This window comes from Streptomyces sp. NPDC048650 (genome assembly GCF_043199095.1).
GTDB lineage: Bacteria > Actinomycetota > Actinomycetes > Streptomycetales > Streptomycetaceae > Streptomyces.
The window spans coordinates 97,957-119,263 of the sequence record NZ_JBICVM010000012.1 but is presented as its reverse complement, the minus strand read 5'-3'; the positions used below and the strand labels follow the sequence as shown (position 1 = coordinate 119,263).

Here is a 21,307-nt window from a genome sequence, read left to right as displayed (position 1 = left end):
TTGCAGGTTCGGTGCCGCGCTGCTTGGCTCACCGGCACCTCGTGACCAATGACGGAGGAGTGCTGCCATGGGCAGGGTCAGGTCGGTCGTCCGCGGCGCGCTCGCCACCCTCCGACGCGCCGCACCACCCCTGGCCCTGGCCTCGGCCTTGGTCCTGGCCCCGGGCGCGATTCCCGCCTCCGCCACTGCCGCCACCTCTGCCGCCGCCTCCGCCTCCCCTGCCCTACGGACCGGCCAAGAGCACGACATCCCCCCATTGCTCGACGACGACGGTCGGACCCTGACCGTGCACGGCTGGAACGTCGAGGACAAGGAGCACCATGGGGACGCCGCACTGTCCGCCATCACGGAGCGCCAGTTCCGCGATCTGCGCTCGCACGGCTTCAACTTCGCGCGGCTGCTGATCTTCTGGGACGACCTGGAACCGCGTCGGGGCCAGTACAGCCCACGGTATCTGGGCAAGATCGAGCGCATCCTGAACTGGGCTGAGAAGTACGACGTCCAGGTCCTCATCGACGCCCACCAGGACGTCTTCGGCCCGGCGTTCGGGCACCGGGGCATACCGGCGTGGGCGACCCGGACCGATGGGCTGCCCTTCACACCGCACCCCGACGACTGGTTCGCCGAATACTACGAACCCGCCGTCCAGCGTGCCTTCACCCACCTCTATGCCGATCCGGACCTCCAGCGCGCCCAGGGACGCATGTGGCGCCTCTTGGCCGACCGCTTCGGCGGTCACCCGGCCGTGTTCGGGTACGACCTGATCAACGAGCCGATGGGTGAGTTGCGCAAGGGTGAGGAGCTGCCCACTGCGGCTCGTCGCATCGAGGCCCGGCAGATCACTCCGATGTACAACCGCCTCACGCGGTACATCCGAGCCGTCGACCGTGACAGCCGGCTCTTCATCGAACCGACGCCGATCGTGGGCGAAGGGGTACCGACCGGACTCGGCACGGTGCGCGACCGCCACGTGGTGTACGCACCGCACTTCTACAACGCCGCCATGGAGGCGGGCGCCGACTACGACCCGAAGGCCGGATGGATCGAGTCCTACGAGGCGGCCGTCACCCGCTACCCCCGGCGACAGCGCATCCCCGTGGTGGTCGGCGAGTGGGGTCCGCTCAACAACGACCTCCCGAACATGAACCGCTTCTACCGGGACGCGCTCGCCTCCCTCGCCCGCTACAGCTCGGGGTGGGCCGGGTACGTGTGGTGCTACGGCGGCGGATACTGCGCCGCCGACCGGGAGGGCAGGCTCCGCACCAACAAGGAGCTGACGGCCGCTCCGTACGCGGCAGCGGTGGCGGGGCGGGCCCGTTCGCAGGTCCACGACGCCGGTCGCGGCCGCTACCGTCTGGTCTACGACGCACACCCGGGCGGCCGGACCGAGATCTCGCTGCCGCCGGCGGCCCGGTTCCGGATGGTGGCGGTGAGCGGCGGGGCGTGGAGCGACACGCGTGCCGTACCACCGGGAAGGCCGGCCGTGGTCACCGTACGGTCGCCACGGCGGACGCGGGTCATCGTCACCGTGTCCACGGCCGGCGACGGGCACTTCGTACGGCCGGCCGGCGGGCTGCTCCCAGACCGAGACGCGCCGGCGGCGCTCGCCCGTGAAGGGGTGGCGCGTGTCGTCCGGGTGGCCGTTGTCGTTGTCCGATCATGAGCATGCCTTCTCTCGCCCGGCGCATCGCCGGTGCATCGCTGACCGCCATGACCCTCGTCTCCCCCGTGTGCGTCTCGCAGACCGCGAACGCCGCGGGCGGCGGACTCCACCTGACCGTCTCCGGCGGCGAGAACACCTGGATCCGCGGCGTCGCCCTCCGATGCCCGCCCGGCCCCGGCAGTCACCATCCTCGGGGGCAAGAGGCCTGCGCGGCGCTGAACGCGGCCGGCGGAAACCTCGATGCACTGCCCGTGGGGCCGACGGTGTGCACACAGGAATACTCCCCCGTCACCGCTACCGCGTCGGGTGACTACCGGGGACATCCGGTGAGTTGGCGGAAGACGTTCGCCAACACCTGTGTGATGCAGGCCGAAACGGGGCCGGTGTTCGCTTTCTGAGACCGTCAGCATCTGCGGGTGCGTGTTGGCCGGCCCCCCTGGCCGTGTCTGACAGTTGATCTTGTGGCGGGGGCGCGGTGAGCTGCCGGATGTGGCGTGGGAGCGGATACAACCGCCGCTCCCAGCTCTTCGGTGGCCGTCGCACCCACACCTCGGCTGCCGAACCCACGTTCCGCCAATCGGCCAGGGAGCCGACCTCGCTGCCGGTCCAGCTGAACCAGCTTCCGCAGCGCAGTCAGAACGAACAGTGATATCACGATGACGAGTACGACGAGAGGGCCTGTCAGTACGCTCAGCATGCGCTGGCAACGCGTGGTGAGGCCGCCAAGTTTCACTCGCAAGATCATTTGTCCAGCGGGACCTTGGCCTTTTCGTTTGGATCACCAACGCGCCACCGGCCCGTCGACCACGCCTGCCCCGCCATCTTCCTCGTCAGCTCTTTCTCGGCAGAGCCTGATCGAGGAGGACTTCCGCCGCCGCCCGCGCGTGCCGGCCGTAGTCCGCCTCGTCCAGCACCATGGCGCGGCTGGCCGCCCCGTCCGCGAGGGTGGCCAGTTGCTCGGCAAGTGAGAGGGGTTCACGGCAGCCCAGCTCTGCCACCAAGGCACCGATCAGTTGCACCATGCGCAGCTTCTGCTCCCGCGCGTAGGAGTGCACGGCGCTCTCCGGGTCGGGGAACTCCGCGGCAGCATCAATGAACGGACATCCGCGCACCGGAACCGCGTCCGCCCCCGGCTGATCGAACAACGCGAGAACCCGGTCACGCGGAGGAATGTCCTCGCGGGTCAGCACGCCTTCCAAGGTGGCCCCCGACAGTGCGAGGCCCTGCAAATGGGCGATGACCAGATCGTTCTTGGTGCGAAAGTGCGCGTAGAGCGTCCGCTTGGACACCGGCGCTTCCTCCGCGACCTGTTCCATGCCGGTCGCGGTGATGCCCTGGGTCGCGAACAGCCGCGCGGCGGCAGCCAGAATGCGCTCCCGCCCGCCACGCCCCCGCCGCTGGGAGGCCGTTGCCGCCGTACTCACAGTTGCATCCATGAAGAAAGTATACGCACTCGTTTACTTCGCTCGCCATGTCGCGCTAAGGTGACTTTCGCATGTAAACGCTATCGTTTACATAACCCGTTTACATAACCCGTCTACATAACCTCTCCGTCGCCAAGGAGTCCCATGAGCAGGTTCGTTCCCACTGAGCTGAGCGGCTGCGCGGAGAAGCTGATATGCGGCCGGCACGCGACCCGCGCGTTCCGTCCGGAACGCGTACCCGAGGACACGATGCGCACGATCTTCTCGCTGGCCGGCACCGCGCCGTCCAACTCCAACACACAACCGTGGCAGGTGGAGGTGGTGAGCGGCGCGGCACGTCAGCGCCTGGCCGATGCCTTACTGACGGCCCACGCCGGCAGACGCACCTCGGTGGACTTCCCGTATTCCGAGGGGATGTACGCACAGATGCACCAGACACGTCGGGCGGCGTTCGGCGCCGAACTGTACGGGGTGCTGGGCATCGGCCCCGACGATCACACGGCGCGTGCGGCCTACGACGCGGAAAGCCTGCGCTTCTACGGCGCGCCACACGCGGCGTTCCTCTTCGTCCACGGTGGCGGAGAGGCGCGGCTGGCCGCGGATGTCGGCGCCTACATGCAGACGCTGCTCCTGGCGATGACCGCGTACGGCGTGGACAGCTGCCCACAGGGGCTGTTGAGCTTCTACGCCGACACCGTCCGCACCGAACTCGGCGTCAACGGAGGCAAGTTGCTCGTCGGCATCTCCTTCGGCTATGCCGACGAGACCGCGCCGGTCAATCGAGTCAGGACCGAACGCGCTCCACTCGAGTCGACTACGGCCTTCCACGGCTAGGCCATTTCGTTTGGGTCATCGTGCGGACCAGAGAAGATGCCCGCGATGTGCAGTCCGGCCAGGTGGATGGTTGCGGTCTTCTCGTAGCGAGATCGACCTGGCCTGTCTGGACCCTCAATGAGCGGTGTGCATCGTGAAGGTGCTGGTCACGGGTCTGGCGTGACGGGTCTTCGGCGCACTCGTGCTGGTCGTGAGCGGCAGTCTGAGGTGTAGATCGTAGATCGTCCGGCAGGTGCGGGTTTTGCGATTTCTCGCCCGTCGTCTCGGGTTGCGCTCGTACGCTCCGGCGCATGGTGGACCGCAAGGTGCATGAGCGGATCACCGCGCGCCGCGCAGAACGGGGGGGGCACCGAAGCTGCTGGGCTACTGCGGGAGCAGAAGCTCTTGGTCGGGCCGCTGCGGGAGCAGCGTCCGACCCGGTTAATCGGTTGCGGGCCTTCGGGATGGAGTGTCTGCTCCCGGCTATGACGATTGTGCTGGGTACGCCGACTGTCGACGGCGTACGCGAGGCCATGGCCGCGCTGCGGGAGTGGCAGTACGACGAAGCGCCGATGCAGTTGCATTCCGGGGACATCGGCTGGAACTACCGGTTCGGAACGGCCGAGACGGCCGCGGTGGTCCGGACCTGGAGTCGGGGCGGGCGGATTCTCGCGGTCGGGATGCTCGACTCGCCGAGGCTGGTGCGGATGACGGTCGCTCCGGACGCTTTCCAGGATGAGGACTTGGCGCGGCGGCTCGTCGAGGACTTCTCGCTGCCTGAGCGTGGCGTACTGCCGGAAGGAACGGTGTCCGTCGAGGCCCCGCTGGGCCTGCTGCTCCACGACCTGCTGAGCAAGGAGGGCTGGGGCGTCGACGAGCCGTGGACGCCGCTCTTCCGCGACCTCACCGAGCCAGTGCAGGACCCCGGCGTGCGGATCAAGTCGATCGGCCCGGAGCAGGCGCAGGACTTCGCCGACGTCCTGCGGTCGGCGTTCAACACCTTGCGGCCTACGCGTGAGTACTGGCACGCGATGTCGGCGGGACCGTTCCATGCCGACGCCCGATGCCTGGGCGCCTATGACGACCAGGGCAGCGTGGCGGCGGTGGTGACGGTGTGGTCGGCCGGCCCGGGGAAGCCGGGGCTGGTCGAGCCGATGGGCGTCCACGAGGACCACCGTGGTCGCGGATACGGCCGGGCGATCACCGTGGCCGGGGCGGCCACGCTGCGGGAGATGGGCTCGTCGAGCGTACGTGTGTGCACGCCGAGTTCCCATGTCGGCGGCGTCGCCACGTACAAGGCGGACGGGTTCGAGGTGCGGCCGGAGGTGCGGGACCGGATCCGGGCGGCGTGACGCCGGGGATGCTCGGTAGGGCGGCAGTCTGGGGCGTGGATCGTCCGGCAGTGCGGGTTTTCGGTTTCTCATCCGCCGTCGCGGGTTGCGCTCGTACGCATCGGCGCATGGTGGACCCCGAGGTGCATGAGCGGATCATCGCGCGCCGCGCGGAGCTGGATGAACTCGAAGAGAAGCTGGTCAAGCAGCTGTCCGAGGTACGGGCCGAGCGGGACGAGCCGGCCGTGGCGGTGCGGGTGCGGCAGCGGATGAGCGAGCAGCTCGCTGACGAGCGGGCAACGGTCGGGTCGCCGGTGGTGCAGGTGGCGGGTCGGTCGGTGCGGCTGGTCCCGGACCGGGCGTCAGGGGTGGCCGAGTCCGCGCTGCCGGCGGACTACCAGCGCATCCTGGCTGCCGTGCGGCAGGCCGGCGGGCCGGTCGCCACCCGGGCCGTCGGTGAGGCGTTGGGTCTGGACACTGGGATGCAGGGCACGATGTTCTGCAGAGCCTGGGAGATGGCCGCGCCCACCCTGCGGCCGATCGCCTTGTCGAGTTCGTTGTAGGCGTGATTCGGTCGATAGGGCCAGTCCTGGATGTTGGCGCAGAAGTGCAGCACTGCGGCGAGTGTGCTGCCAGGCAGCGGCGCGGTCACCACGCCGTCCGGTCGGTGGTGATGTCCTCCCCCGCGAATGCGGTACCGCCGGCCGCGAGGGCTTACGGCATCACCGCCCACTCCTTCGCATGCTGGTCGACGAATTCGGTGAAAGTGCGCGGCGGGCGGCCGGTCAGGCCCAGCACGTCGGTGCTGACCTGGTCTTCCCGACCGCCCCGGATGCTGTCTTCCACGGCCGCGAGGGCATGCGCGAACTCGGCGGGGATGCCTGCCGCGCGGTAGTTGGCCGCCTGTTCGTCGGCGTCGATGTGCACCACGCGCACCGGCCGGCCAGTGCCGGTGGTGATGGTCGCCGCCGCGTCCGCGTAGCTCAGTGCCTTCGGTCCGGTGAGCAGGTAGTCACGGCGGCCGTCGAGTTCGACGGCCGGGTCGGTCAGCAGAGCGGAGGCGGCGGCCGCGATGTCCCGCACGTCGATCCAGCCCACTCGTCCCTCCCCGGCGGCGGTACGGATCTCGCCGTGCCGACGGATCCGCTCGCCCAGCGGGTGTGGGCGCAGGAAGTTCTGCATGAACCCGGACGCGCGCAGCACGGCCCACCCGGGCTGCGCCCGCACCCGCGCGACCAGCTCCAGCGCACTGGGGGCGTTCGGCAACACGATGGCAGAGCCGAGAAGCACCACCCTGCGCACGCCGAGGCGCTGCGCCTCGGCCAGGAACGGTCCGACCAGTGGCAGCGGATGCACACTCTGGACCGGTGGCACCAGGAACACCCGGTCCATTCCGCGTAGTGCGGCCGGATGGGTCCTCGGGTCATTCCAGTCGAATCGGATCGCGTCAGGGTCTCCGGCAGCCGGGGTCCGGCCGGCCACCCGGACCGGCACGCCCTGGCCGCGCAGCAGTGCCGCCAGGACGCTCCCGGTCTTCCCGGTGCCGCCGGTCACCAGCACGCCGGTCATCGGGCACCCTCCGGGCGCAGCGAGTCGAGCAGTTCGGGCAGCGTGCCGGCCGCAGCAGCGGTGGCCAGCGGGCTCCAGTAGTCCCGGTAACAGGTGATCAGGCCGTCCTGGACGGTGAGTACCACGATGTAGTCCAGCCGATACGGTTCTCCCGTACGTACTGTGGATCCGGTTCCCGTGAACTCCACGACGAGCGTGTCCGGCCGCTGCGTCTGGTACACGGTCATCGAGGGGATCTCCCGTACGTCCATCCGCTCAGGGAGGCGGGCCAGGTAGGCGCGGATCTCGTTCCGCCCGGTCAGTCGGCGCGGTGCGGTTCCCGCGGCGAACGGGAACTCGGCGACGCCGTCGTCCGCCCACAAGTCGGCGGCAGCGTCGGTGTCGCCGGCCGTCATCAGGTCCAGCATCCGTCGGATTGTTGCTTCGGGGGTGCTCTTCGCTTCTTCGCGTGTGCTCGGCATGGTGTCCTCCGGTGTTCGACTGGTGCGACCCGTCCAGACTGGGCGCGGGGGCGCGGCCCGGGAACCGACCGCTGAGCCCCGGACCACCAGTCCGTGGCTAAGCGTGGCAACGGGTGCCACCATGAACGGGTGAGCAGAAGGGAACTGGCCGACTTCCTGCGCCGTCGGCGGGAGGCGTTGCCTCCGGAACGGTCACCGGGCACGCACCCGCCGGGCCGACGTGCCCGCCGCACACCCGGATTGCGCCGCGAAGAGGTGGCCGAACTCGCCGGGGTGTCGGTCAGCTACTACGAACGGCTCGAGCAGGCCCGTGCGCCGCGCCCGTCCCCGGAGGTACTCACCTCGCTCGGTGCGGCGCTGCAGCTCAGCACAGCGGAGCGCGATCACCTGGCGCGGCTGGCCGGGCAGGTGCCGCCCGTCACGGACACCGATCGACGGCCGGTTCCCGACGAGGCCCACCGGCTCCTTGACCGCCTCGCGCCGACCCCCGCCTACCTGGTCGACGAGCGGCAGGACATCGTGGCCTGGAATGCCGAGGTGGCCGCGCTGATCCCCGGCTTTGAGCAGATGCACGCAGCGGAGCGCAACACGGTGCGGCTGGCCATCCGCCTTGGCGGCACGTTCTGCTGGGCGGCGCAGGGCGCGGAAGGCGAGTTCGCCCGGCAGTTCGCCGCGCAGCTGCGGGCAGCCAGTGTGCGGTACCCGGCCGACCGCTTGCTCGGCGAGCTGATCAACGAACTTGCCGCCCACAGCGCGGAATTCGCGGCCGGCTGGCGCGATCACGACGTACGGCCGGTCCCCACACTGCGCAAGGTGGTGCGCCACCCTCAGCTGGGCGAACTGGAGCTGATCTGCCAAACCCTGCTGCTGCCGGGAACCGATCTGCAGCTGGTCATGTACCAGGCTGAACCAGGCAGCCCGAGCGCCGCCGCACTGGCCCGGCTCGGAGCACGCAGCCGGTGAATCGGTCGCCCCTGAGCAGACGTACCGGGGCCCTCCCCGCGTGGCGCGGGGAGCAGGCCGGGTGCCGGTGCCGCCCCGGAACCATCCCCGCGCCGGCGGGGATGGCCCCGACCTGGTGTGATGGCTCGACAGCCAGTTGCCAGAACGAGCCCCCTCCTGCCGGCGCCGGGTATCCAGCCGGAGTGGTGTGAGGAGCTGACACGGTAATGGTGCCGACCAGTGCGTTCCCGTTCATCGCAACCCAGCACTCGCCTTTGCTCAGGCGGTGCTGTGTGTCCTGCGGACTTTGGTAGGAGGCGAAGAAGACCCGCCCGGCAGCGGTGTGGTCTGCGTAGGCGCGGTGGAGCAGGAGAGTCAGCTGTTCCACCGAACCACCGGTGTGGAAACGCCTGACCCGCACGGTTTCAGACGGACTTACTTCCGCCGAGTTGATGTTCATCTGCGCCGTCAAGCGCACTTCTGGGGTCTGTCCAGCTCAGTCAGGTCGACGATCGCTTGTGGGGCGTCAACCGCCGCAAGAGGGGCGCTGCGAACACGCTGGCCGCGCTGAAATCGATCCACGCCGCACGGCCCGACGACGCACCGATCTACGTGATCATGGACAACCTGTCCACCCACAAGGGCGCCGGCATCCGGCGCTGGGCGAAGAACCACAAGGTCGAGTTGTCCTTCACCCCGGCCTACGCCTCGTGGGCAAACCCGATCGAGGCACGCTTCGGATCGCTGAGGCAGTTCACCATCGCCAACTCGAACCACCCCCACCACACGATGCAGACCTGTGCCCTGCACGCCTACCTGCGCTGGCACACTGCCAACGCCCGCCACCCCGACGTGCTCGCCGCCCAGCGCAAGGAACGCGCCCGCATCCGAATCGAGAGAGGCACGCACTGGGGAGGCCGACCGCTTCCGGCGGAAGCTTGATCAGACAGGAACTTCACATACGAGTTCGAGGCCGTCTTCCTCGTCCCACTGCTCTCCGACCTCCACAAAGCCGAACCCCGAAATCGTGGCCAGGGATGCGGCGTTGTCTGGACTGATCGTCACCCGCACGGTCCTGACTCGGACTTCGGCAACGGCCCGATGGACCAACGCGGTCAGTATCGCCCTGGCGTAGCCCTGACGACGGTAGACGGGGACCACCGAGTAACCGAGCTCCACCATCCCCGCCTGATCCGGCGGCCCATGGAACCCGGCATACCCCACGACGGCACCTTCCGGCTCGGCCACCACAATCTGGGTGAGCCACCCCGTGCAACCCGGGTCCGAGGCCAGCTGATTGACCCGATACTGCCACACCCACTTTGCCGTGTCGGTGACGAAGTACTCGGTGAGAGCGACACCTGCTTCGGCACTGGCGCGAGCCAGGTCGTCCTTCAGCAAGGCGCTCATGGTCGTGCTCGACAACTCAACAAATCGCACGGACTTCGGGCTCGTGGGTGCCGGGGTCCGGCGCTCGACCTTGTCTGTCACAGCTCGAATCGTCGTGGAGAGTCCAGGCCGTGTCCAACCGTTTCCGCAGTGGCTGATGCCAGATCATCGGTGCCAACAGTCACGGTGAGGGCGACGGCGACGGGCATCCGGTCAGCGGCAAGCTGTTCTCTTCGGCTCACCAGGACCATGCGGTGACCGTGATCAACAAGATCAACGAACTCAACTGACGTACCCCGCAACACCGGGGCCTCCGCATCCACGACAGGATGCGGGGGCCTCTTGTCGTGCGGCCCTACTCTGCGGCTGTATCGGTCTTGCGCCTGCGTGCCGCCCACACCACGGCGCCGCCCGTCAGGGCCGAGCCCACTGCCACGGCGAGCGTCTGCGCCGGGCCCGTCGTCCACACGTCGCCCGGCTGCGGCCCGGCAAAACCTGGGTCGATGTCGTCGGCCTTGAGGGTGTTCACCGTCTGCTGGTGGATGTACCGGCCCCGGATCTCGCCGGTGGTCAGCAGCTCCCACCCGTCCGGCTCGGTCTCGCCCGCCTTGTCCAGTTCGGCGGTCCAAGCCGTGACGAGGCCCTGTCGGGTCTGCGGGATGGACGGGGCCGCAGCCTTAGAGGAGACCGTCACCTGCGACTGATGGCCCCAGGGGGAGGCGACCGCGAGTGCCGTCGCCGCCCCGGCCGCGAACGCCACTGCTCCTATCGCCCACGCCTTCTTGCGTGTCACCGCGCCCCCTCCCGTGCCGCGCCCACCTCCACGGTGCCATAGGGGTGGCGCCCTGTGCACTGGAGCGGCTTTCCGCCGTACTGGGCAGGGGAGTTGTGCGGTCCGGCACCTGGCTACTGGATACTGGCGGCGCCCTGTGCCGCTACTCCGGGCGGGCGCCTGCGGTCCGCCGTGGTGCGGCGGCCTCCCATGCTGTGCGGCGTTCCTCCCACCGGTAGGTGTCGTGGTAGCCGACGATGCGGGCTTCGGTGCAGTGGTGGATGTCGGCGACCTGCCACAGGTCGTGTTCGGACCGGCCGATGGTGAGGAAGGTCCGCGCGACCCGCCACAAGATCAATTATCCGACACGGCCTCATCCCGGTCTGCACCCGGTCGCAGTTCGGCCTCCAGGGCGGTCAGTTGGTCGAGGGTGCCCTGCTCCCGCCAGGCCGGCTGTTCGTGTCCGACGACGTAGGCACCTTGTTCGGTGAGCCGCACGCAGGTCCCCTCCCCGGCGGGGAGGAACTCCACCGTCGTGAGCGACACCGTCGACAGGACCTCTCCGTCGTACAGGTGCGAGGTGTGGACGATCCGTTCGTTCGGCACGATGTCGTGGTACGTCGCGGTGAACGTCAGCGCCGAGCCCTGCGGGTCACGGCCGCGGACGATTTCATGACCGCCGACCCGGAAGTCGAGCTCGTACTCGGCGGCGGGGCCGGCGAACCAGCGGGCCTTGACTTCGGGATCGGCCCATGCGGCGAACACACGGGGCGGCGACGCCGCGTACTCGCGTTCCAGGCTGAACGTCGCGTGCGTGAGGGATGTCTCGGTCATGGTCTGCTCCCGTGTTCCGGTGGATCGGACGTGTCGGCGAGGTAGTCGCCGAGCCGGTCGAGGCGCTGCTCCCAGGTCGTGCGCTGCCGGCCGGTCCACTCCTCGGCCAGGCGCAGCGTCTCCGGCTCGATCTGGCAGGTACGGACCCGGCCGACCTTCTCGGACCGGACGAGTCCGCAGTCCTCAAGGACCCGCAGGTGCTGCATCACGGCCGGCAGGGAGACAGCAAAGGGCCGGGCGAGTTCGCTGACGGCAGCCGGCCCGCGGATGAGCCGTTCGATCATGGCTCGTCGGGTGGCGTCCGCCAGCGCCTGGAACACCCGGTCCAGGCGCTCCGCATGGTTAAGCATGTACTTAACTATGCCTCCAGGGCTCGCCACAGTCAAGCATCCACTTAACTATGGCGAGGGGTGCTCCGGCGGCCACATACGGGAGGCGCGGGCAGCGGCGAGTATCCGGCCGGCGGTCGTCCACGTGTGGTCCGAGCTGGGAGGTCGGCGCCTTCCCCGTCGTCGTCGGGAGGGAAGGCTCAGATCAGCCGCATGCTGACCCGGTGCGCCGCAGGGTGATCCAATGAATGCTGTCGCCCGGTAGGAGGTACCGCTCCACCTCGACGAACCCGTGCTTCTCCGCGAACCGCAGTCCGTCCGCATTGGACGCGAGGACGACGGTTTCGATCTCATCGGCGCCCAGCGTGCGCGCCCGGTCCATACCGCGCGTGCAGAGCTCCTCACCGAATCCCCGCCCGCGGTGCTCGGCCAGGACTCGGGCGATCACCGTCGCCGTGGCGGTCTCATCGGCGGGCGGGCGCACCGTCGTACAGCCGACGAGAACATCGTCGAGATACGCCACCTCCAGGTGGTACCGCTGGGCGCGCTCGCGCACGTCTTCCAGGGACAGGACCGCAGTGGGGATGATCACGTTGTGGACGTACTGCCAGTCTTCGAGCGTGGCTTCGTCGTCCGGCTGCCGGATGCGTAGGCGAGACATCGCCACAGGAGACCTGTACGCACCACGGGGCGTCAACTGCATTGCCACCCAGGATGCGATACGACGACTTGGCTGAGGTCGGGCCACGTTGGCTCGTTGGACGCTGACTCCTGGGCTCCTGGGCTCCTGGGCTCCTGGGCTCCTGGGCTCCTGGGCTCCTGGGCTCCTGGGCTCCTGGGCTCCTGGGCTCCTGGGCACGGTCGCCATCCGCCCGAATCGTCGAGAGCTGTCACCGCGACGCACCGGGTTGACATAGAGCGCGCTCCAACTGATGCAATCCACGGCACGGCATGGGCGAGGGAAAGGGCGGGCGGGGGAAAGGGCGGGCGGCCCACCGCCCGACGTCACGCCGAAAGCTGACAACCGGCCGCGATCCGCCCGTGGCCGGCCGGCCCCGACCGGTATCTGTTCTGCCGTCACCACATGCACACTTCCTGGGGGTTACCACCATGACTGAAGCACCCGTCACACTGATCACCGGCGGTGGCAGCGGCATCGGGGCGGCAACCGCCCGGCAGCTGCTGGACCGAGGGCATCGGGTGACCGTCACCGGACGCGATCAACACCGACTTCGCCGGTTTGCCGAGGAACTCGGCTCACCGGCGGGGCTGTTGACCATCCCCGGGGATTCGGCCGATTACGACACCGTCCGGTCGGCCGTCGAATCCACCGTCGAGGCGTTCGGACGGCTGGACACCGTCGTCGCCAACGCCGGTTTCGCCACTCATGACACTCTTGCCGACGGGGACCCCGCCGGCTGGCGGGAGATGGTGCTGACCAACGTGCTCGGCCCCGCCCTTCTCATCAGGGCCTCGCTGGAGGCGCTGAAGGAGACACGCGGCCGGATCGTTCTCGTGGGCAGCGTGGCGGGCTTCGTCCATTCGCCCGGCAACATCTACGGGGCGACCAAGTGGGCGGTCACCGGACTCGCCGAGAACACCCGGCGCATGGTGACGTCCGACGGTGTCGGCGTGACCCTGATCGCTCCCGGACGGGTGGAGACCCCGTTCTGGGACGGTCTGGGCGAACTTCCGGACGGCGATCTCCTGACGGTCGATCAGGTCGCGGAATCCGTTGTGTGGGCGATCGGTCAGCCGAGCGGCGTCGACGTCAACAACGTCATTATCCGGCCCGTGGGTCAGCCCGTGTGACGGTGAAGGCTCGCCCCCGGCCTGTGCGCCCCGGCCGATTCAGGAGGCGGTGATCAGCGCCTTGTAGGAGGTGCCCTCCAGCGCGTTGAGAAGCACGTAGTTGCGGCCGGGGCCGGTTGCGACCTCGTACAGGCGGGTCAATGCCGCTTCCTCGGTGGGGAGTACGAGGCCGAGCGCGGCGGCCGCCGCGTCCCGGTCCGCGAGAAGGTCCGGGTCGTCCTCCAGATAATCCTGGGCCGCTTCCCGGCTCTCCGCCGCCGTGAAGCCCGGGCAGTCCCGCCACCAGGGCACCGTCAGCACGAGCCGGACCAGCTCGGGCAGGCCGATGGCGACCAGGGCGGCGCCGCCTTCCGAGTCGGCGTACAGGACCGGGCGTTCCTCACCGCCTTCGCCGCAGAAGAAGTACGTGCCGCCGCTGCCGTCCCCCGCGAGACCGGTCAGCGGTTCGTCCGAGGCGAGCCGGACCTCCTCCACGTGGTCGGCCGTGTCGAGGTCGAAGTCCCCCGGGCACAGCAGGAAGTCGGTCGCGGACGGATGGCTCCGGAGGGCAGTGAGCAGCGAGGTCATGGCCGCATCCTAACGGGGGCTGCGGCAGGCGGTGATCCAGGTCGGTCAGCACCTGTGGAACGTGTGGCCCTTGGTGCCGGCGGGCTGTACCTCGAGGTCCCGTTGCACGACGGACAGACGCGCACCCCAGGTGTCACACGTCGTCCGGAAGTCGGCGCGGCGGTACTCGATGTCGAAGACCCGCTGGTGATAGGCATCGGCGAACTCCGCGCACTCACCGTACCGACCGCACTCCTCCACCACGGCGAAGTCGAAGCCGATCGACCTGTGTTCGGGCAGCAGGTCGGTGGCGTTCTTCTGTCCTATCGCCAGCCCGGCCGTGTGCGCACGGTCGGTGAGCAGGGCGGCGAAGGCCGCGTTGTCCGCCTTGCCGAGATGGCCGTCCGACCGTTCGTAGGAGTCGAGGTTGTCCGGCTCGACGGCCTGGAAGCCGCTTCTGGCGCAGCCGTCGATCCAGCCGCCCACGATGGCGGCCAGCCTGGTTCGTTTCGTCGCGCTGGAGATGTCGAGGAGCGCCTCGTTCCAGTCGTCGTCGATGATCAGCTCGCCGTCGCTGTCGCGTAGTAGCAGATCGGGGTGGGTGCGCTGCCACCAGTGGAGGGCGTCGGGCTGGGCTTGGAAGGCGTTGACGTAACAGATGTTGTAGAGCCCCTTGGCGGGCGGCGCGGTACGGTCGCGGGCAACGGCCCGCACTCCGGACGGTGGCGCGTAGGGGCCGCCGAGCTGGTAGTCGAACGTCATGTTCGCCGTGGGCACGACCACCGAGCGAGCCGACGCCTTCGAGCCGGTCCCCTTCGGGCCGGTCCCCTTCGTACCGCTGCTCGGCCGGTCGCTCGGTGAACACCCCGCGACGGCCACAACGAGCCCCAGCAGACAGACGAGTGCCACCCCCGCCTTCCCCTTCGGCCGCCGTCTCGCCCTCGCCGGCACGGCGGACTCCGCCGCGCGCCCGTAGACCCTCACGCCCATCTCCACGCGCCCCATGCCGTCCGTTCCTCCCCTGGGCTTCTGCCCCTCACCATGATTCTCGGTGCTCGATACCGGCTCACGGACGCAGCGGCGCAGGAAATACCTCACACCCCCGCGGTGGAACGGAACGGCGAAGTGGGCTCATCCCGGCGTTTGGCAGCTTCCCCGTGCGTTGACGACCGGGATGCTGCGGCGTGGCGCTCCCTTTTCCCCTCCGCTTCCCCCTCCGCTTCCCCCTCCGCTTCCCTCCCCTTCTCATCCGGCTCCCTCTTCGTCGGCGTCACCCTTCTTCGTCACCTTCTTCGTCTCCGCCGTGGTGCGGAAAGCCGTCATGCGGCGGGCGCACCGAATACGGGAGTGGTTCGCGCGCGGCCGGTACCCGCTCGCAGTCGGCGGATGATTACGCTGGACTGGCTGGCTGGCTGGCTGGCTGGCTGGCTGGCTGGCTGGCTGGCTGGCTGGCTGGCTGGCTGGCTGGCTGGCTGGCTGGCTGGCTGGCTGGGACCCTACGGGCCTGTGGGCGTGGAAATGCGCGGGCCGCGTCCGGATCGGCTGACGCCGATGCCGACGACAGCTCCAGCCGCCATGGTGCATTTCGGGAGAAAGCGCGATTGCTTTAGAGTATCCGGATGATCTTTATTGTGGTGAAGTTTCCAGTGAAGCCCGAATACGTCGACGAGTGGCCCGCACGGGTCAGCGACTTCACTCGCGCCACCCGGGACGAGCCGGGCAACCTGTGGTTCGAGTGGTCCCGGAGCCTGGCGGACCCGGACACCTATGTGCTGGTCGAGGCGTTCCAGGACGACGCGGCCGAGGCGCATGTGAACTCGGACCACTTCCGGGCGGCAATGGAGGAGATGCGCCCGCTGCTGCGCCGTACGCCCGACATCGTCAGCACCACGATCAAGGACGCGAACGGCTGGAGCGCGATGGGCGAGCTCACCATCGACTGACGACCGCCGACTCACGACCGTCGGAGCGGCTGCTCGGAAACTCGGGACCCGGTGGGTCGCCCCAGGTGGCGACCCACCGTTGTCACGCCCACGACCCGGCCGGAGCAGGTGCGGGCAGCGGGCAGCGGGCAGCGGGCACCATCAACGGCATGTGGCGAACGCTCGCTCACCGCTGCGGACGGGGCCGGGGCAGCCGCCATGCAAACGGGAGCAGGTCCTTCTCCCAACCGGACATCCCGGTGAGCGCTGAGGCGGCCTCGGGTGCCCGCAGGAGGCAGCGGTTGCGGAGGAGCTCGCGCCGCTCAGCAGGTGTCAACAGTGCCGCTTCTCCGTAGAGGTCCGCCGGGAGGTCGATGTCCCCGTCCTCGGCGACGTTGAGGAGCGGGGACGTCGTTGTGCGGTAGTCGAGGCGGAGGTCCGTGGCCCACTGCGAGTTGCTCCCCCAGCCATGGGAGAGGTCGACTGCGGGCCGGTAGCTCCGCCGGTGGGCCCAGTACAGCGGAAAGCGGTCGGCGACGCCGCGTTGGGCATGGTTCCTTCCGGCGCGGACACGGACTCCGGCCCGGCTGAAGAGCAGGTCACCGAGCATCAGTCCCGGCCATGCGACCTCGGTGACCTGGATGGGCGCGTCCGGGTCGTCGGCCTGCCGGACCTCGACGATCTCATGGTGGAAAGGGTCGAAGACGGTGTGGTCGAACGGCGTCATGCCCAGTGCGGTGAACCCTTCGAGGTACTCGACGAAGGACGCCCCCGGCCATTGGTCCGGCGGTGGCAGGCGCCGGGCCCAGGGCTCCTCGGACGGAGCCTCGCCGGCGGGCTGGAACGCCACGAGGAGCGCGTCGTTCACGCGACTCAGTGCGTAGAGCTCCCGGATGAGCGGCGTGTTCCCCCAGGCTGTCGCCTTGTCGTTCCACCATCCGTCGGGGAGGGCGGCCCGGGCGAGTGCGGCACGGTAGGCACCGGCCGCCCTTTCCACCCATGGCGCGACGACCGCCCCATAGGTTCCCGGTCCGCCGTGGTGGAGTACGGCGCGGAAGAGTTCCCGCGCGGATATCCCGTCCTCGTTCATGAGGGGAGCTTAATTGCGCTGCCGAGCGGTGGATCGGCCTTTCCGGGCGCCTCGCCAACTCCCTTTCCGCGAAGGCGAAAGGGCAGGGAATGGGTTTTCGGGCCACCGGCGAAAGTGGCGTGCTCTCCGAACAGCACAGTGGGCCGCAGGCGACAGGGCCTGCGGCCCACTCGGGCCGATGCTGCGGTATCAGTCGATATCAGCTCACCGACCGGTCACGGATGCTCAGTGACCGTGACCGTGACCGTGGCCGTGGCCCCGGTGGCCGTGACCGTGGCGCCCCCAGCTCTCCTGGTCGACGACGCGACGGTGGTCGTTGCGCAGCGTCGCGCTGTCGCTGTTGTCCCAGACGTAGAAGCGCCGGTCCTGGAAGAGGTCGCGACGGTTGTCGCGGCCGACGCCGGTGTGCACCCGGATCTGACTGCGTCCTTCCAACCGGACATTGCCGAACCGGTAGGCGTGGCCGGACTTGTCCGACAGGGACCAGCCCTTGAGGCTGACCGGCCAGCGGCCGGTGTTCCGGACCGTGACCCACTCCGCGTTGAGGCTGCGGTTGGAGTTGTCGTCGCGTCCGGGGCTGTCGTACTGGATCGGCCCGAGAGCCACCGAGGAGCGGGCATGGTGCGGAGCCGGGGCGTGGCGGTGGCCATCGGCGGCGGCTGGGAGGGCGGCGGCGACCACGAGGGCCGCGGAGCCGAGAACGGCGCCGGCGATGCGCGAAGCGTTGCGGAACACAGATTCTCCCTTACCTGTGGCACCCGCGGAGGAGTGCCCGAAAACCGGAAGCCCAGCCGGTTTGACCGAGCTCCCACACAGTGACGTCTCGTCATGCCTTGGTGGAAGAAATCCAGTTTGGTGTTACAAAACACGGACATATGCACAACCGTATGGCGCCAGGCGTGCACTCCCCCGCGCTCATCAGTGCAAACGCAACACCCCCTACACGCATCCAGTCGCCCCATGGCCTCCCGGCATCCCAGGACGGGCACGCAGCCTCGCGGCGGGGTCGCGCGGCCTCCTGTGCGGCTGCTCCAAGCAGCGTGCCAAGACGGGGAAGCGCGCTGTGGACGCGACCGTGTTCCCGGTGTCCGCCGGAGCGGAGCCTGCGCCGCAGGCGGGTTGCGCGCTGGTGGTGCTCGGACTGCTCGGCCCTGCCGTGGTGCTGGTGGGGCAGGAGCAGGGAGCGCTGCTCGCCGGGCGGTTCGCCCGGTGGCTGGTGGCGACTCAGGAGCCGGACGAGGAGGCCGGCGGTGCGCCGTAGACCTGTCGGCCCAGCCACTGCCCGCCGTCTGCGGTCAGCACTTCGCCGGTGATGTATGCGGCGCGGTCCTCGAGCAGGAAGGTGGCGATGTCCGCGATCTCCTCCGGCGACGCGAACCGGCCCGCCGGAACGCTGCCGGTCACCCGCCGGCGGCTGTCGTCGTCGGGCCAGAGCGTCCGCCCCGCACCCTCGGTGGCGGTGGGGCCGGGCGCTATGCAGTTCACCCGTACCCCGCGCGCCGCCCACTCGGCGGCGAGCGTGCGGGTCATCGCGAGCACGCCTCCCTTGGCGGCCGCGCTGTGCACGGTGCCGGGGTGACCGGTCCAGGCGTACGTCGCGATCACCGAGAGCACGCTGCCACCGCCCTGTTCGAGCATGACGTCGCCGGCGGCGCGGGTGCAGGAGAAGGTGCCGTTGAGGACGATGTCGATGACGGCTCGCCGGCCGTTGGGGCTCAGCTTTTCGGCGGGGCGACGAAATTGCCGGCGGCGTTGTTCACCAGCGCGTCGAGGCGTCCGTGGCGCTCGCGGACCGCCTCGACGGCCCGGCGCACCTCGTCGGCGTCGCGTACATCGAGGCTGAAGGTGTCGGCCCGGCCGCCTGCGGCATGGACCAGGGCTGCGGTCTCGGCCGGCGGTCCGGTGCGGCGACCGCACACGGCGACGGTGCCGCCGCCCTGTGCGTACCGGAGGGCGGCGGCGCATCCGATGCCGGATCCGCCTCCGGTGATCACCGCGACCTGCCCCGGAACGGCGCGGTGGCACTCATGTCAGTTCATCTCCTCGGTGGTGGGGGCGTGGTCCGTCAGGGCGTCCGGCGCCTCGGCGCGCTCGACGAGTACGTCGACCGCGAGGACCCCGTCCGGTCCCGCCCGCAACGGGTTGATCTCGGCTGCGACGACCGTGCGGTCGCACTCGAGCAGCGTGGACAGGGCGGCGACGGCCCGGGCGAGGGCGTCCACATCGCACGGGGCGGCGCCGCGCCACCCGTTCAGCAGCGGCCAGCAGGTCAGCCGGCGGAGCATGGCCGACGCGCCGTCCGCCGTCACGGGGGCGAGGGCGAGCGTGGTGTCCCGCCACAGTTCGGCCGTGGTGCCGCCGGCGCCCACCAGCACCACGGGGCCGAAGCTGGGGTCGTAGCGCACGCCGGCGATCAGCTCGACGGTCCCGGGGCGGGTGTCCATGCGCTCGACGACGACCGAGCGGGCGCCCAAGCGGGTGGCGAAGTCCTCGTAGGCGGCGGCGACTTCGGCTTCCGTCCGCAGGCCCAGCCGGACCCCGCCGACCTCGGTCTTGTGCGGGTGCCCGACGACCTTCACTACGGATGGGCCGTCCCAGCCCCGGGCGATCCGCGCAGCCTCCTGCGCGGACCGGGCCACCTCGGCCGCAGGGAACGGGATGCCGAGCGCCCGCGCCGTCTCGCGTGCCCGGGGGTAGGAGAGCTCCGGTCCTGGCGGCCCGGGTGGTGCGAGGCGCCGTTCACCTGGCCCCCGCGGGATCATCGCGTGCCAACGGGCGCAGCCGGCCAGTGCGCGCAGGGTGCTCTCGATGTCGGAGTGGACGGGGAGGCCGGCGGCGCGCAGCGTCTCGGTGGCGGGCGAGCGGCCGGCCATGGTGTGCACGAATACGGGGAGGGTCCGTGCGACGGCGGCGAGGCGGACGGCCACCGCCGCCTCTGCGGCGGCCGGCGAGGGCGTGTCCTCGCCGTAGCGCCCGAAGTAGCCGGTCAGCACGAGGGCGTCGTAGGTGCCGGCGGCCGCCGCCCATTCGGCGACCGAGGCGTAGACCGTCAGGTCCTGCTCTCCGGCCCCGGCGAGGTCGACGGGATTGCGCGCCTGTACCGGGGCCGGTGGCGGCGTGGCGGGCGGCGGTGTCAGTTCGAGTCCCCCTTCCGTGGCGAGGTCGGCGGCGAGCGCGCCCTGGCCACCGGAGTCCGACACCACGAGGACGCGGTTGCCGCGCGGCCGGACGCCGAGCGCGAGGGCGTGCGCGAGCTCCGCCGCCTGCGCCGGTGTCACGGCCCGGACGGCGCCGACGTCGCGGCAGACGGCGTCGAGGGTCTCGGCGCCGGAGGTGAGCGCCCCGGTGTGCGACATGGCGGCGGCGCTGCCGGCGGGGCTGGTGCCGACGGTGAGGAGGACCAGGGGCTTGCCGGCTGCCCGGAGCCGATGTGCCGCGTCGAGGAACCGCTGGGGGTTGCGGACGCCCTCGACGTAGGCGATCACCGCCTGGGTGGCGTCGTGCGCGGCGAGGCTGTCGAGCAGGTCCTCGGTCGAGAGGTCGGTCTGGGCGCCGGTCGAGGCGAAGCGGGAAATGCCCGAGTCCAGCCGGGCCAGCAGGTACGCGATCTCCGAACCTATCTGGCCGCTCTGGGTCACCACACCCACCGGGGGGCCGGGGCGGAACTGGCCCCAGGCGAGCTGGAGTTCGGCACGGGTGTCGACGATGCCGAGGGAGCTGGGCCCCAGCAGGCGGACGCCGTGCCCGCGCGCCCGGTCGCCCAAGTGGTCCGCCAGTCGGGGGCTTCCGGTGAGCCGTCCGAGCCCGTCGCTGATCACGAGCACACAGCCGGCCCCCACAGCGAGTGCCTCGTCGAACGCCGCCTCGACCGCCGTCGCGGGTACGGCGAGGACCACCAGCTCGGGTGGTGGGGACAGTTCCCCCAACGAGCGGGCTGCGGGCAGACCGCATACCGTCCCGCCGCGCCGGTTGACGAGGTGTACGGAGCGTTTCGCGCGGCCGAGCAGCGCGCCACGCGCCAGCCAGTGCCCCCACTTGGCCGGGTCGTCGCTCGCCCCGACGACCGCCACGGAGGAGGGCCGCCACAGCGAGGCCAGGGCGTCCGGCGCGCTCGGCGACTGCGGCGCGGGGGCGGTCGCCTCAGGCGTGGTCACGGGAGCTCCGCGCGGGGTCCTGGCCGTGACCGATGGCCGCCGGCCGCTCGGGGCTGCGTTGGGTCAACTCGACGGGACGTGTCACGCGGCCAACTCCTCGGGATCGCCCAGCTGTCGGGGGTAGGCGGCGACGGTATTGATAACTGATGCATCAGTCAATAACGTGGACACGGCGACACACGGCGGGACACGGAGACGCTGGAGACGCTGGAGACGGCAGGCCCGCTACCGCCGCACGACGGGGCAGCGCCGACTC

At 70.0% G+C, this 21,307-nt stretch carries 26 protein-coding genes and 1 pseudogene; 11 read left to right on the top strand and 16 right to left on the bottom strand.

Annotated features, from left to right (window positions below; all coding sequences use genetic code 11):
- The first annotated feature begins 67 nt into the window (after positions 1 to 67).
- Complete coding sequence (locus ACGFML_RS29005) at positions 68 to 1,663, top strand: glycoside hydrolase family 5 protein (protein WP_393548554.1); 1,596 nt, start codon at positions 68 to 70, stop codon at positions 1,661 to 1,663.
- Positions 1,660 to 2,061, top strand: a complete 402-nt coding sequence (locus tag ACGFML_RS29000; RefSeq protein WP_393548553.1) for an SSI family serine proteinase inhibitor — start codon at positions 1,660 to 1,662, stop codon at positions 2,059 to 2,061. Before ACGFML_RS29005 ends, ACGFML_RS29000 begins: the two co-directional genes overlap by 4 nt.
- A gap of 432 nt (positions 2,062 to 2,493) precedes the next feature.
- Here the strand turns inward: ACGFML_RS29000 and ACGFML_RS28995 are convergent, their stop codons facing one another.
- Positions 2,494 to 3,099 carry a TetR family transcriptional regulator gene (locus tag ACGFML_RS28995; RefSeq protein ID WP_393548552.1) on the bottom strand — a complete coding sequence of 202 codons (606 nt, stop codon included), beginning with the start codon at positions 3,097 to 3,099 and terminating at the stop codon, positions 2,494 to 2,496.
- Between the two features lie 132 nt (positions 3,100 to 3,231).
- On the opposite strand from ACGFML_RS28995, the gene ACGFML_RS28990 reads away from it, so the two are divergent.
- The 3 genes from ACGFML_RS28990 (at position 3,232) to ACGFML_RS28980 (ending at position 5,794) form a co-directional block, all read left to right on the top strand.
- Complete coding sequence (locus tag ACGFML_RS28990; RefSeq protein WP_393548551.1) at positions 3,232 to 3,921, top strand: nitroreductase; 690 nt, start codon at positions 3,232 to 3,234, stop codon at positions 3,919 to 3,921.
- Between the two features lie 464 nt (positions 3,922 to 4,385).
- Entirely contained in the window at positions 4,386 to 5,252 is an 867-nt protein-coding gene (locus ACGFML_RS28985) for a GNAT family N-acetyltransferase (RefSeq protein ID WP_393548550.1), read from the top strand.
- 107 nt (positions 5,253 to 5,359) lie between these two features.
- Entirely contained in the window at positions 5,360 to 5,794 is a 435-nt protein-coding gene (locus ACGFML_RS28980) for a hypothetical protein (protein WP_393548549.1), read from the top strand.
- 151 nt (positions 5,795 to 5,945) lie between these two features.
- Here ACGFML_RS28980 and ACGFML_RS28975 read toward each other — a convergent pair whose 3' ends face one another.
- Positions 5,946 to 6,800 carry an NAD(P)H-binding protein gene (locus ACGFML_RS28975; protein ID WP_393548548.1) on the bottom strand — a complete coding sequence of 285 codons (855 nt, stop codon included), beginning with the start codon at positions 6,798 to 6,800 and terminating at the stop codon, positions 5,946 to 5,948.
- A complete protein-coding gene (locus ACGFML_RS28970) occupies positions 6,797 to 7,261 on the bottom strand; it encodes a nuclear transport factor 2 family protein (RefSeq protein ID WP_393548547.1) in 465 nt (154 codons plus the stop codon). Before ACGFML_RS28970 ends, ACGFML_RS28975 begins: the two co-directional genes overlap by 4 nt.
- A gap of 129 nt (positions 7,262 to 7,390) precedes the next feature.
- Between ACGFML_RS28970 and ACGFML_RS28965 the strand changes: the two genes are divergently transcribed.
- Together ACGFML_RS28965 and ACGFML_RS28960 are read left to right on the top strand one after the other, a co-directional pair.
- The gene (locus tag ACGFML_RS28965; RefSeq protein WP_393548546.1) at positions 7,391 to 8,224 is read left to right on the top strand and encodes a helix-turn-helix transcriptional regulator; all 834 of its coding nucleotides are present in this window, start codon (positions 7,391 to 7,393) and stop codon (positions 8,222 to 8,224) included.
- 486 nt (positions 8,225 to 8,710) lie between these two features.
- Positions 8,711 to 9,145: pseudogene (locus ACGFML_RS28960) on the top strand (transposase); the annotation flags it as partial.
- On the opposite strand, the gene ACGFML_RS28955 reads toward ACGFML_RS28960, so the two are convergent.
- From ACGFML_RS28955 to ACGFML_RS28930, 6 genes are all read right to left on the bottom strand, one after another.
- The gene (locus ACGFML_RS28955) at positions 9,146 to 9,613 is read right to left on the bottom strand and encodes a GNAT family N-acetyltransferase (protein ID WP_393548651.1); all 468 of its coding nucleotides are present in this window, start codon (positions 9,611 to 9,613) and stop codon (positions 9,146 to 9,148) included.
- 334 nt (positions 9,614 to 9,947) lie between these two features.
- The gene (locus tag ACGFML_RS28950) at positions 9,948 to 10,385 is read right to left on the bottom strand and encodes a hypothetical protein (RefSeq protein ID WP_393548545.1); all 438 of its coding nucleotides are present in this window, start codon (positions 10,383 to 10,385) and stop codon (positions 9,948 to 9,950) included.
- Between the two features lie 142 nt (positions 10,386 to 10,527).
- Positions 10,528 to 10,722, bottom strand: coding sequence for a hypothetical protein (locus ACGFML_RS28945; RefSeq protein WP_393548544.1), 195 nt, complete (start codon positions 10,720 to 10,722; stop codon positions 10,528 to 10,530).
- On the bottom strand, positions 10,719 to 11,198 hold the full coding sequence (locus tag ACGFML_RS28940; protein WP_393548543.1) for an SRPBCC family protein: 480 nt from the start codon (positions 11,196 to 11,198) through the stop codon (positions 10,719 to 10,721). The genes ACGFML_RS28945 and ACGFML_RS28940 overlap by 4 nt, the downstream gene beginning before the upstream one ends.
- Complete coding sequence (locus ACGFML_RS28935; RefSeq protein ID WP_393548542.1) at positions 11,195 to 11,548, bottom strand: ArsR/SmtB family transcription factor; 354 nt, start codon at positions 11,546 to 11,548, stop codon at positions 11,195 to 11,197. The genes ACGFML_RS28940 and ACGFML_RS28935 overlap by 4 nt, the downstream gene beginning before the upstream one ends.
- 184 nt (positions 11,549 to 11,732) lie before the next feature.
- Positions 11,733 to 12,188, bottom strand: a complete 456-nt coding sequence (locus tag ACGFML_RS28930) for a GNAT family N-acetyltransferase (RefSeq protein ID WP_393548541.1) — start codon at positions 12,186 to 12,188, stop codon at positions 11,733 to 11,735.
- A gap of 449 nt (positions 12,189 to 12,637) precedes the next feature.
- Between ACGFML_RS28930 and ACGFML_RS28925 the strand changes: the two genes are divergently transcribed.
- Positions 12,638 to 13,339 carry an SDR family oxidoreductase gene (locus ACGFML_RS28925; RefSeq protein ID WP_393548540.1) on the top strand — a complete coding sequence of 234 codons (702 nt, stop codon included), beginning with the start codon at positions 12,638 to 12,640 and terminating at the stop codon, positions 13,337 to 13,339.
- 39 nt (positions 13,340 to 13,378) lie between these two features.
- On the opposite strand, the gene ACGFML_RS28920 is transcribed toward ACGFML_RS28925, so the two are convergent.
- Entirely contained in the window at positions 13,379 to 13,906 is a 528-nt protein-coding gene (locus ACGFML_RS28920) for a hypothetical protein (RefSeq protein ID WP_393548539.1), read from the bottom strand.
- 45 nt (positions 13,907 to 13,951) lie between these two features.
- A complete protein-coding gene (locus ACGFML_RS28915) occupies positions 13,952 to 14,875 on the bottom strand; it encodes an endo alpha-1,4 polygalactosaminidase (RefSeq protein WP_393548650.1) in 924 nt (307 codons plus the stop codon).
- Positions 14,876 to 15,271: 396 nt separating this feature from the next.
- Between ACGFML_RS28915 and ACGFML_RS28910 the strand changes: the two genes are divergently transcribed.
- Together ACGFML_RS28910 and ACGFML_RS28905 are read left to right on the top strand one after the other, a co-directional pair.
- Positions 15,272 to 15,508, top strand: coding sequence for a hypothetical protein (locus ACGFML_RS28910; protein WP_393548538.1), 237 nt, complete (start codon positions 15,272 to 15,274; stop codon positions 15,506 to 15,508).
- Positions 15,505 to 15,828, top strand: coding sequence for a putative quinol monooxygenase (locus ACGFML_RS28905; RefSeq protein ID WP_393548537.1), 324 nt, complete (start codon positions 15,505 to 15,507; stop codon positions 15,826 to 15,828). Before ACGFML_RS28910 ends, ACGFML_RS28905 begins: the two co-directional genes overlap by 4 nt.
- 166 nt (positions 15,829 to 15,994) lie before the next feature.
- On the opposite strand, the gene ACGFML_RS28900 is transcribed toward ACGFML_RS28905, so the two are convergent.
- Positions 15,995 to 16,897 (bottom strand): hypothetical protein, encoded by a 903-nt coding sequence (locus ACGFML_RS28900; protein ID WP_393548536.1) that lies wholly within the window; start codon positions 16,895 to 16,897, stop codon positions 15,995 to 15,997.
- A gap of 225 nt (positions 16,898 to 17,122) precedes the next feature.
- The gene (locus ACGFML_RS28895; RefSeq protein WP_393548535.1) at positions 17,123 to 17,632 is read right to left on the bottom strand and encodes a lamin tail domain-containing protein; all 510 of its coding nucleotides are present in this window, start codon (positions 17,630 to 17,632) and stop codon (positions 17,123 to 17,125) included.
- A gap of 328 nt (positions 17,633 to 17,960) precedes the next feature.
- Here ACGFML_RS28895 and ACGFML_RS28890 point away from each other — a divergent pair, with 328 nt between their 5' ends.
- Complete coding sequence (locus ACGFML_RS28890) at positions 17,961 to 18,158, top strand: hypothetical protein (RefSeq protein ID WP_393548534.1); 198 nt, start codon at positions 17,961 to 17,963, stop codon at positions 18,156 to 18,158.
- On the opposite strand, the gene ACGFML_RS28885 is transcribed toward ACGFML_RS28890, so the two are convergent.
- The 3 genes from ACGFML_RS28885 to ACGFML_RS28875 are packed head-to-tail and all read right to left on the bottom strand — an operon-like array spanning position 18,122 to position 21,051.
- Complete coding sequence (locus ACGFML_RS28885) at positions 18,122 to 18,583, bottom strand: SDR family oxidoreductase (protein WP_393548649.1); 462 nt, start codon at positions 18,581 to 18,583, stop codon at positions 18,122 to 18,124. The genes ACGFML_RS28890 and ACGFML_RS28885 overlap by 37 nt on opposite strands.
- 29 nt (positions 18,584 to 18,612) lie before the next feature.
- Positions 18,613 to 18,891 carry an SDR family NAD(P)-dependent oxidoreductase gene (locus tag ACGFML_RS28880; RefSeq protein ID WP_393548533.1) on the bottom strand — a complete coding sequence of 93 codons (279 nt, stop codon included), beginning with the start codon at positions 18,889 to 18,891 and terminating at the stop codon, positions 18,613 to 18,615.
- A gap of 36 nt (positions 18,892 to 18,927) precedes the next feature.
- Positions 18,928 to 21,051, bottom strand: a complete 2,124-nt coding sequence (locus tag ACGFML_RS28875) for an acetate--CoA ligase family protein (RefSeq protein WP_393548532.1) — start codon at positions 21,049 to 21,051, stop codon at positions 18,928 to 18,930.
- Between the last annotated feature and the right edge of the window lie 256 nt (positions 21,052 to 21,307).

Coding starts and splice junctions, on each gene's coding strand:
- ACGFML_RS28955 (WP_393548651.1), bottom strand. CDS start 9,613: ATGAGCGCCTTGCTGAAGGACGACCTGGCTCGCGCCAGTGCCGAAGCA.
- ACGFML_RS28975 (WP_393548548.1), bottom strand. CDS start 6,800: ATGACCGGCGTGCTGGTGACCGGCGGCACCGGGAAGACCGGGAGCGTC.
- ACGFML_RS29005 (WP_393548554.1), top strand. CDS start 68: ATGGGCAGGGTCAGGTCGGTCGTCCGCGGCGCGCTCGCCACCCTCCGA.
- ACGFML_RS28990 (WP_393548551.1), top strand. CDS start 3,232: ATGAGCAGGTTCGTTCCCACTGAGCTGAGCGGCTGCGCGGAGAAGCTG.
- ACGFML_RS28980 (WP_393548549.1), top strand. CDS start 5,360: ATGGTGGACCCCGAGGTGCATGAGCGGATCATCGCGCGCCGCGCGGAG.
- ACGFML_RS28940 (WP_393548543.1), bottom strand. CDS start 11,198: ATGACCGAGACATCCCTCACGCACGCGACGTTCAGCCTGGAACGCGAG.
- ACGFML_RS28970 (WP_393548547.1), bottom strand. CDS start 7,261: ATGCCGAGCACACGCGAAGAAGCGAAGAGCACCCCCGAAGCAACAATC.
- ACGFML_RS28995 (WP_393548552.1), bottom strand. CDS start 3,099: ATGGATGCAACTGTGAGTACGGCGGCAACGGCCTCCCAGCGGCGGGGG.
- ACGFML_RS28910 (WP_393548538.1), top strand. CDS start 15,272: ATGATTACGCTGGACTGGCTGGCTGGCTGGCTGGCTGGCTGGCTGGCT.
- ACGFML_RS28900 (WP_393548536.1), bottom strand. CDS start 16,897: ATGAACGAGGACGGGATATCCGCGCGGGAACTCTTCCGCGCCGTACTC.
- ACGFML_RS28935 (WP_393548542.1), bottom strand. CDS start 11,548: ATGCTTAACCATGCGGAGCGCCTGGACCGGGTGTTCCAGGCGCTGGCG.
- ACGFML_RS28905 (WP_393548537.1), top strand. CDS start 15,505: ATGATCTTTATTGTGGTGAAGTTTCCAGTGAAGCCCGAATACGTCGAC.
- ACGFML_RS28915 (WP_393548650.1), bottom strand. CDS start 14,875: ATGGGCGTGAGGGTCTACGGGCGCGCGGCGGAGTCCGCCGTGCCGGCG.
- ACGFML_RS28925 (WP_393548540.1), top strand. CDS start 12,638: ATGACTGAAGCACCCGTCACACTGATCACCGGCGGTGGCAGCGGCATC.
- ACGFML_RS28920 (WP_393548539.1), bottom strand. CDS start 13,906: ATGACCTCGCTGCTCACTGCCCTCCGGAGCCATCCGTCCGCGACCGAC.
- ACGFML_RS28985 (WP_393548550.1), top strand. CDS start 4,386: ATGACGATTGTGCTGGGTACGCCGACTGTCGACGGCGTACGCGAGGCC.
- ACGFML_RS28930 (WP_393548541.1), bottom strand. CDS start 12,188: ATGTCTCGCCTACGCATCCGGCAGCCGGACGACGAAGCCACGCTCGAA.
- ACGFML_RS29000 (WP_393548553.1), top strand. CDS start 1,660: ATGAGCATGCCTTCTCTCGCCCGGCGCATCGCCGGTGCATCGCTGACC.